The 418-nt window shown below is 45.7% G+C and carries 1 protein-coding gene; it reads right to left on the reverse strand.

The features are described 5' to 3' along the window. Window positions 1-266: hypothetical protein (locus MTCD1_RS21890; RefSeq protein ID WP_235013380.1), on the reverse strand; the 266-nt coding region annotated here is incomplete at its 3' end. Window positions 267-418 lie beyond the last annotated feature (152 nt).

Raw genomic sequence — 418 nt, forward strand, 5'->3', positions numbered from 1 at the left:
GTGGAATTGGTAGACACAAGGGATTTAAAATCCCTCGCCGAAAAGCGTGCCGGTTCAAGTCCGGCTCCGGGTACCATCTTATTAAAAAGATAGGTAGTAAATAAAGCTCTAATGAAGCGGCTGGTGTCAGCTGGTAGAGCATCACGTTGCCAAAAAGCGAAGTGAATGCCACGACTTATGTTGATGAGAGTAGTATTGTTAGCCGCTCCAGAAAGTAAGTAAAAGTAAAGCTCTAATGAAGCGGCTGGTGTCAGCTGGTAGAGCATCACGTTGCCAAAAGCGAAGTGAATGCCACGACTTATGTTGATGAGAGTAGTCTTGTTAGCCGCTCCAGAAAGTAAGTAAAAGTAAAGCTCTAATGAAGCGGCTGTAGCTCAGCTGGTAGAGCATCACGTTGCCAACGTGAATGTCACGAGTT

Origin of the sequence: Colwellia marinimaniae, assembly GCF_002207865.1 — a bacterium.
GTDB classification, from domain to species: Bacteria; Pseudomonadota; Gammaproteobacteria; order Enterobacterales; family Alteromonadaceae; genus Colwellia; species Colwellia marinimaniae.